Raw genomic sequence first — 9,071 nt, 5'->3', positions numbered from 1 at the left:
CGCATTTCGAGGAAATTGCCAATTATTTTGTCGGTCGTCAAACCAGCGGTTTCGTTGAGGGTCTCAACAATAAGCTCAAGGTCATCAAACGCCGCTGCTATGGAATGACGAACCTCAATCACCTTTATCAGAGAGTGTACTTATATCTCAACGGATACGCTCAGCTTGGCATCGAACACTGAAAAATCAAAAACTTAAAATAGAATCGCTCGACTATATTTTGGCATTGTCGTGTACGCTAAAATCCGCTCTAAGCAATTGTTTTAAAATGACTTGTGATTCCCCATGAAATCCTGGAGAGCCAAAAATGAACAGCTCCCTGAGGATCCGCGTTGAGTTGGTGCCGCCTCCCGCCGCGGGACCCTGCATTTCCTGGACGGATGAGTCTTTGGTCGATGAATGCTCTGAATCTGAGATCTTTAGCGGGAGCCGCCCGGCGCCGTGCCTCTGTCGTGTTGTTGCTCGTCTGGACGACGGCCCTGACATGGGCCGGTCCTGGGAGCGACCTTGGACCGGAGACGGTGATCGTCCAGGCGGCCGAGCGCAGCGTTCTGCTCAGCGGTTTCACGCGCGCGCGGGCACAGGTGCCCCTGGTCGCGGAGCAGGCCGGACGGGTCGAAGCCGTCTTCGGCGATATCGGTGATGCCTTGGATGACAGGGGTCGCTTCGCGCAGCTGGACGCGACCTTCGTCCGGCTCGATCTCGACGAGATCGGCGTGCAGCAGGAGCGGTTGCGCTCGCGGATCGCCTTCGACCGGAGCGAGGTGACACGCTACCGCGAGCTGGCTCGGGCGAAGAATACCTCGGTGTCGGAGCTGGATGCCCTGGAGCAATCCCTGCGAGACAACACGCATGCGCTGGCGGAGCTGGACGTGAAGCGACGCATCGCCGAGGAGCGGCTCGCGCGCATGCGCATTCACGGCCCCGCGGGCTGGCGCATCACCGGGCGCGGCGTCGAGCCGGGTCAATGGGTCTCCGTGGGGGAGACGGTCGGTCACGCCGAGGATTTCTCGACCCTGCTCGTCCCCTTCGCGCTGACACCGCGGGAGCTGGCCGCCTTGGAGTCCGCTGGCACGGCACTGCAGCTCGAACTCACCGATCTCAGCCGCCAGCTGCCGGCGCGCATTCATCGGATCAATCCGGGATTCGATCCCGAGACGCGCAAGATCGCTGTCGAGCTTACGCTGACCGAGCCGCCGCCGGAGCGGCGCGGGGGGCTGCGCGCAGGGCTGGAGCTGCGACTGCCGGAGTCGAGCGGCGCCGTGCGGTTGCCGTCGGAGGCCGTCGCGTCGAGCTACGACGAATACTGGGTGATGCGCCCGGGCGGCGAGCGCCTGCCCGTGCTCATGCTGGGCCCGGATCCCTTGCATCCGGGGCAGGTCCGCGTCGTCTCGCCCGCGCTCAGGGTCGGCGACGCGGTGCGGTTGCCGCCAGGAGTCTGATCCGTGGAATCCCTGGTCCGCTTCACGCTGCGTCAGCGCGTTCTCTTCAATCTCGTCTTCGTACTGATGATCGTGGCCGGTGTCTTCGCGCTGGGGCTCATCCCGGTCGAGCGCTATCCGGAGATCAACTTCGGCAAGGTCGAGATCACGACCATCTTCCCCGGCGCCTCGCCGCGCGATGTCGAGGCGCTGGTCACGCGCGAGATCGAGGACGCCCTGGACGGCCTGGAGAACGTGGAGTTCATCCGCTCGACCTCGCTGCGCGAGCGCTCCAGCATGACCGTCAAGTTCCGCGACGACAGCGACTACGAGGCGCTCTACGACGAGTTGCGTTTTCGCGTCCTGAGTGTCCTGGGGCGACTGCCGGAGGGCATCGACCCACCGCGCTTCGATCTCATCCGCACCTCCTTCTGGCTGCCCGTGGTCGCCGTGAATCTCATCGGCGAGCGCTCCAACCGGGCGCTCGTGCTGATGGCCAAGGAGCTGCAGGTGCCGCTGGGGCAGATCCCAGGCGTCACGGAGGCGCGCCTGGAGGGCGAGCAGGAGCGGGAGTTCCACGTCTTTCTCGACCCGCACAAGCTCAGAGAGCATGGCGTGAGCTTCGAGCAAGTCGCCGCCGCACTGGAAGACGCCAACATCAACATCCCCGCGGGCGACTTCACCGACGCCTCCGGCGAGTTCGTGGTGCGGGTCGACGAGCGCTTCCGCAGCCGGGAACAGGTCGTGAGCACCATCGTCAGGCGTGATGCCGATGGATCCTTCGTCCGTGTCGACGACCTCATCAGCGCCGCCGAGGCCGGGTACCGTGACCCCAACGTCATCACCTCGGTGAACGGCCGGCCCTGCGTCACGCTCATGCTCGCCAAGGCGGAGGACGGCAACGCGCTGGACATCTATGCCGCCGCCGAGGCGGTGCTCGCGGACTTCGCGCCGCTACTCGAGCGTCAAGGAATCGCCGTCGCGCTCACCCAGGATTCGACCACCTACATCCACGAGTCCATCGGGACGCTGGGCTGGAACATGGCCGTCGGCATCGTCCTGGTCGGGCTCATCCTCTGGTACTTCATGGGGGCGCGCAACGCCGGTCTGGTCACGCTTGGCATCCCGTTTTCCTTCATGGTGACCATGGTCCTGATGCAGGTCACCGGCAATTCGCTGAACGAGATCACCCTGTTCAGCTTCGTGCTGGTGTCCGGCATCATCGTCGACGACGCCATCGTGGTGGTGGAGAACATCTACCGGCGCGTCCAGCAGGGCGAGTCCATCGACCAGGCGATCGTCGCCGGGACCGCGGAGGTCGCCTGGCCGGTGATCTCGGCGACCGCGACCACGGTCGCCGCCTTTCTGCCGATGCTCATCATGACCGGCTCGACGGGCGAGTTCTTCGCCCTCATCCCCAAGGCGGTCAGCTTCGCCATCGTCGCCTCGCTGGTGGAGTGTCTGCTGATTCTGCCGCTGCACTACCACCACTTCGGCCCGCGGCCGACGCACGACGGTCTGGCGCTGAGCGAGCGCGACAATCGGCTGCTGCGGCTGGCGCGCCGGCTGACCGACTGGCTGATTCGCATCGCGCTGCGTTTCCGCGTCGCGAGCCTGGCGATAGTGACGCTGGTCTTCCTGCTGTCGGTCGGCATCCTCGGCGTGTCCATTGCCGGCATTCTGCCGCTGGTGAAGATCCAGTTCTTTCCGGACGACTACAACCTCTACTACGCCTTCATCGAGGGTCCGCCCGAGACCTCGATCGAGCTGATCGACAGGCGGCTCGCGGAGATGGAAGGCTTCGTCATGGCCGATGGGCCTGGCTATGCGCGTTCCGCCGCGGGCTTCGCCGGCTTCACCGTGACCGAGGACTACGAAAACAGCTTCGGACACAACCTCGGCACGCTCATGGTCGCGCTGCCGCGCAAGGCGGATCGCGCCTTCGACGATCCCCTGGCGCACCTCGATCGGATGCGCCAGCGGCTCACCGAGCAGTTCGCGGTGCCTGGCTTCCGGGTGCGGGTGCGCGCGGAGAAGGACGGTCCGCCGAGCGGCAAGGACCTCAACATCCAGATCGTCGGCTCCAACGAGGACGCCGTGCTCGCCCTGAGCAACGCGCTGTTGGAACGGCTGCGCGCGCATCCGAGCTTCGGGCCGGGTCTCATCGACCTGGCCGACAACCGCGGCCGCCCGTCGCGGGTCTTTCGCATGGGAGTCGAAGAGGAAAGGGCGCGGGAGCTGGGGCTGACGCAGGGCGCCGCGGCCAGGCTGGCGGCCGCCGTGCTGGACGGGCGCTACATCGGTCACTTCCGATTCGCCGACGAGGAGGTCGACCTCAAGCTGAGTATCGATCCCGGCTATCTCCACGCCCCTGAGTCCGCGCTGGACATCCCGGTGCTCGAGCACCCCTCGGGTCCGGTGCTCCTGGGCGATCTGGTCAGGCCGGTCATCGAGCGTCAGCCCGGCGAGCTCAAGCGCTATCAGCGCCAGCGCAGCCTGGCGATCACGGCGAACATCGCGCCGGAATCCGGGGTCTCATCGCCACAGATCGTCGCCTGGGTCCGCGACCAGTATCGCCAGATGAGCGACCAGTTTCCGGGCGCGAATCTGGTGTTCGGCGGCGCCTACGAGGAGACCCAGCGTTCCTTCGACAGTCTGGCGCGGGCCTTCGGGTTGGCCGTGCTGCTGATCTATCTGATCCTCGCGACCCAGTTCAAATCCTATGCCCAACCGCTCATCATCCTCTCGGCGGTCATGTTCTCCATCATCGGCGTGGTCTTCGGCAAGCTCGCCACCCAATCGCTCTTTACCGTCAACAGCTTCATCGCCGTCGTGGGCGTGACCGGCGTCGTCGTCAACGACTCGCTCGTGCTGCTGGATTTCATCAACCGCCGCTATCGGGAGGGGATGAGCCGCTATGAGGCCATCATCGACGGCGTGAACGTGCGCCTGCGCCCCATCCTGCTGACGACCTTGACCACCGTGCTCGGTCTACTGCCGATGGCGCTGGGCATCCCGGACTACTCGCTGGTCTGGGGCACCATGGCCTCGACCTTCGTCACCGGCCTCGCCGCCGCGACCTTTCTGACGCTGTTCATCGTCCCGGTCGCTTGGGATCTGCTGACGGAGTGGCAGGAGCGGCGCGGCGCGAAGTCGCGGGACGGCGGAGTCTGAGATCCGCGCCCCGCTTTCCGCTGTCTCCCGCGTTCGCAGCCGATTCATCCTTGCTCCGACAGGCGCCTAGACGCGCAACAGCAAGCGCGCCGGCTCTTCCAGCGCCTCCTTGATGGTGACGAGGAACTGCACCGCCTCACGACCGTCGATGATGCGGTGGTCGTAGGTGAGGGCCAGATACATCATGGGCGCGGCGATGATCTGGCCCTCGGAGACGATGGGGCGCTCCTGGATCTTGTGCATGCCGAGGATGGCGCTCTGCGGTGGGTTCAGGATGGGCGTGGAGAGCAGAGAGCCGAAGACGCCGCCGTTGGTGATGGAGAAGGTGCCGCCGGTGAGTTCTTCGTAGCTGAGGCTGCCGTCCTTGGCCTTCTGGCCGAACTCGGCAACGCCCTGCTCGATGTCGGCCATGCTGAGATGGTCGCAGTTGCGCAGGATGGGAACGACCAGGCCGCGCGGTGAGCTGACGGCGATGCCGATGTCGTAATAGCCGTGGTAGATGATGTCGTTGCCGTCGACCGAGGCGTTGACGACCGGGAAGCGCTGCAGGGCCTCCACCGCGGCCTTGACGAAGAAGGACATGAAGCCGAGCCGCACGCCATGGCGCTCCTCGAACTCGTCCTTGTACTTGGCGCGCAGTTCCATCACCGCCTTGAGATCGACCTCGTTGAAGGTGGTCAGGAGGGCGGCATGCTGCTGGGCCTGGACCAGGCGCTCGGCGATGCGGGCACGCAGCCGCGTCATGGGAACGCGCTGCTCCGGGCGGCCAGCCTCGCCGCTCATCCTTGGGATGGGCTGCGCGGGCACCATGGCTTCCACCTCCGCGGGCACGACGTAGTCCGATGCGTGCTCGCGCTGGTCCAGATAGCTGAGCACGTCGCTCTTCTGGATGCGACCATCCCGACCCGTGCCGTGAATCTCGGCCGGATCCAGATGCATCTCACTGACCAGGCGGCGGGCGGACGGTGTCACGAGCGCCGCCCCCGCTGACGCCTTCTGGGGCGTGCCAGACGCCGGTTTGTCCGAGGTTGCGCCCTGGGTGCGGGGCGTGGTCGGCGCGGAGCGCGCCGCTGGCTGCTTCGCTGGCTGGGCGGGCGCCGTGCCTGCCTCGACGATCGCCAGGATGTCCTCGGCCTGCACGACATCGCCCTCCTTGGATTTGATCTCGCCCATGATGCCGTCCCTCGGCGCGGGGACCTCGAGCACGACTTTGTCGGTCTCTAGCTCGACCAGGTTTTCGCCCTCCTTGACGGCCTCGCCGGGCTGTTTGTGCCACGTCAGGACGGTGGCGTCAGAGACGGATTCGGGAAGGGCGGGTACGCGGACTTCGCTGCGTATCGGGGGGGCGCTGGTCATTGGGGCGGGATCCTTTTGTTCATGCTCGGATTGCAATGGCCGCTCAGGGCCTCATCGATTAGGCGCTCGTGCTGCTCGACATGGGCTGCGCGGTGGCCGACGGCCGGCGCGGCGGAGGCCGGACGGCCGACATAGTAGGGGCGTTTGCCGTTCTGGATCAGATTGTGGAAGCGGTGCTTGATCTGGTCCCAGGCCCCTTGGTTCTGCGGTTCCTCCTGGCACCAGATGATCTCTTCGGTGTTGCCGTACTGCTCGATCACGCTGGCGAATTGCTCTTTCGGGAAGGGGTAGAGCTGCTCGATGCGGATGAGCGCGACGTTGGTCTGGCCGCGTGCGCGACGCGCCTCGAGCAGGTCGTAGTAGACCTTGCCGCTACAGAAGACGACACGCTCGACAGCGCTTGCATCGATGGGGTCGGCCTCTGGAATGACGGTCTGATACTGACCGCGCGCGAGGTCCTCGAGCGAGGAGACGGCCAGGCGATGGCGCAGCAGACTCTTGGGGGTCATGACCACCAGCGGTTTGCGGTAGTCGCGCACCATTTGTCGGCGCAGCAGATGAAACATCTGCGCCGGGGTCGTCGGGACGCAGACCTGGATGTTGTGCCCGGCGCAGAGCTGCAGGAAGCGCTCCAGGCGCCCCGAGGAGTGCTCGGCACCCTGGCCCTCCATGCCATGCGGAAGCAGCATGACCAGGCCGCAGCAAAGACCCCACTTGCTCCCGGCCGAGGTGATGAACTGGTCGATGACGACTTGGGCGCCGTTGGCGAAGTCGCCGAACTGCGCCTCCCAGAGGGTGAGGGCCTCCGGCTCGGCGGTCGCGAAGCCGTACTCATAGCCGAGTACCGCCTCTTCCGAGAGGATGGAGTCGATGGCGATGAAGGCACCCTGGCGCTCGCTGAGGTGTTGCAACGGCGTATAGGAATTGCCGGTGACCTGGTCGTGGATCTTGGCGTGGCGATGGAAGAAGGTGCCACGGCCGGCGTCCTGGCCGGAGAGGCGCACCGGGGTGCCCGCGTCGAGCAGGGTGGCGTAGGCCAGATTTTCCGCATACCCCCAATTGATGAGCTGGTCGCCGTGCGCCATCTTGCGCCGCTCGTCCCAGATCTTCTCCACGCGCGCGTGGAGTTCGAAGCCCTCTGGAACCTGGAGCAGGGTTTCGGTCAGGGCCTGGATCTTTTCGACGGGCACCCCGGTATCGACGTCTTGGTTCCAGGTGGTGCCGTGGCAGAAGCTCCAGTCCACGCGCGCCGTGTTGTCGAGCCCGCAGAGCACCGGGCGGGTGATGACGACGCCTTGCTCGATCGAGTCGCGGTAGTCGATGGTCATCTGGTTCGCCTCATCCTTGGAGACGAGCCCCTCGGCGATGAGCCGGTCCGCGTAGACCGCTCGTGGGGTCGGGTGCTTGCGGATCTTCTTGTACATCATCGGTTGGGTGACCGCCGGCTCGTCCGCCTCGTTGTGCCCCAGGCGGCGATAGCAGATGAGGTCGATGATGACGTCCTGATGGAACTGGTTGCGGAAATCGAGCGCCAGGCGGGTGACGAAGATGACCGCCTCGGGGTCGTCCCCGTTCACATGGAACACCGGTGCCTGCACCATCTTGGAGACATCGGTGCAGTAGGGCGTGGATCGGGTGTCGAGCGGATGGCTGGTGGTGAAGCCGATCTGGTTGTTGATGACGATGTGCACCGTGCCGCCGGTGGAGTAGCTGCGCGTCTGGGAGAGTTGCAGGGTCTCCATGACGACGCCCTGGCCGGCGAAGGCCGCGTCGCCGTGGATGAGCACGGGCAGCACCTGATCCCCGGCGTGGTCGCGGCGGCGGCGCTGCCGGGCGCGCACCGAGCCCTCGATGACGGGATTGATGATCTCCAGATGCGAGGGGTTGAAGCCGAGCACCAGGTGGACGATGCCGCCCGAGGTCTCGATGTCCGTGGCGAAGCCCATGTGGTACTTGACGTCGCCGACCTGTTGGCGCCAGTCCATCTTCACCCGGCCCTCGAACTCGTCGAAGATGTCCTGCGGCGGCTTGCCGAAGATGTTGGTCAGCACGTTCAGGCGCCCGCGGTGGGCCATGCCGATGACCACTTCCTGCTGGCCCTTGCGCCCGGCGCGCTGGATCAGCTCATCGAGCATGGGGATGAGCGCATCCGCCCCTTCGAGCGAGAAGCGCTTCTGCCCGACATAACGCTGGTGCAGGTATTTCTCGATCCCCTCCGCGGCCGTCAGCAGGGTCAGGAGCCAGCGCCGATCCGCCGTGTCCAGCTCGGGTCTGGCGCGGTAGCCCTCGATGCGTTTCTGGATCCAACGCTTCTCCTGGGTGTTGGTGATGTGCATGTACTCGGAGCCGACCGTCCCGCAATAGGTCTGCTCGACCGTGGCGATGATCTCGCGCAGCGGCATGCGATCCGGGGCATAGAGCGATCCGGTGTGGAAGATCTGGTCCATGTCGTCCGGACCGAGATTGTGGTGCGCCGGATCGATGTCGGCGATCTTGGGCGGCTCGCGCAGCTTGATGGGATCGATGTCCGCGATCTGGTGTCCGCGGTAGCGGTAGCCATTGATCAGACTCAGGACCGCGGCCTGTTTCTCCGCGGCGACCGGCTCGAGCTGTTCCGTCGAGCGGCTGCGCGCCCGCAGGCGGCTTTCGCGGGCGAGGCGCAGGAAGTTCTCGCGCACCGGGCCATGGGGGGATTCGCTGACACTGGGCTCGTTGGCGGCCTCTTGGCGCATGGTGTCGAAACGCGCGCGCCAGGCCAGGTCGATGCTGTCGGGATCGATCAGATAGCGTTCGTAGAGGTCTTCGATGAAGTCTGCATTGCCACCATAGAGGGCACTGGAGCTGCTGAACAGATCGAGGAGTGTGCTCATGCTGAGTATTGAGACCCTTGGTGGCTTTTTGTTTTTGAGAACGCGGGTTTATAACATATCCAGCTAAGACCTCAAGCCGCCCGGGCAGAGCCGGCCGAAGGCGGTCTGGCGATGGGCGCCCAGGATGGCTGGCAGCCGGCTGTCGGCGCCGGATATCCGGTCCCGCACCAAAGGCTGGTAAGATCTCACCCAGTCGCGGCTTGCCCTGTCGCAGGATCTCGCGACGTCCACGCGCGCCACAGGCTTCGCC

The 9,071-nt window shown here is 65.3% G+C and carries 5 protein-coding genes; 3 read left to right on the top strand and 2 right to left on the bottom strand.

The window, feature by feature from the left end:
* The 3 genes from CKO23_RS14725 to CKO23_RS14715 form a co-directional block, all read left to right on the top strand.
* The coding region (locus CKO23_RS14725) for a transposase (protein WP_200332511.1) at window positions 1–182 on the top strand (182 nt) is incomplete at its 5' end.
* Between the two features lie 213 nt (window positions 183–395).
* Complete coding sequence (locus CKO23_RS14720) at window positions 396–1,442, top strand: efflux RND transporter periplasmic adaptor subunit (protein WP_200332504.1); 1,047 nt, start codon at window positions 396–398, stop codon at window positions 1,440–1,442.
* Window positions 1,443–1,445: 3 nt separating this feature from the next.
* Entirely contained in the window at window positions 1,446–4,595 is a 3,150-nt protein-coding gene (locus tag CKO23_RS14715) for an efflux RND transporter permease subunit (RefSeq protein ID WP_200332502.1), read from the top strand.
* A gap of 66 nt (window positions 4,596–4,661) precedes the next feature.
* On the opposite strand, the gene odhB is transcribed toward CKO23_RS14715, so the two are convergent.
* Entirely contained in the window at window positions 4,662–5,933 is a 1,272-nt protein-coding gene (odhB, locus tag CKO23_RS14710; RefSeq protein WP_200332517.1) for a 2-oxoglutarate dehydrogenase complex dihydrolipoyllysine-residue succinyltransferase, read from the bottom strand.
* A gap of 14 nt (window positions 5,934–5,947) precedes the next feature.
* On the bottom strand, window positions 5,948–8,821 hold the full coding sequence (locus CKO23_RS14705) for a 2-oxoglutarate dehydrogenase E1 component (protein WP_200332500.1): 2,874 nt from the start codon (window positions 8,819–8,821) through the stop codon (window positions 5,948–5,950).
* Between the last annotated feature and the right edge of the window lie 250 nt (window positions 8,822–9,071).

It is taken from the genome of Thiocystis violacea (assembly GCF_016583565.1).
Classification (GTDB): Bacteria; Pseudomonadota; Gammaproteobacteria; order Chromatiales; family Chromatiaceae; genus Thiorhodococcus; species Thiorhodococcus violaceus_A.
This window is presented reverse-complemented; position numbering and strand designations above follow the sequence as displayed.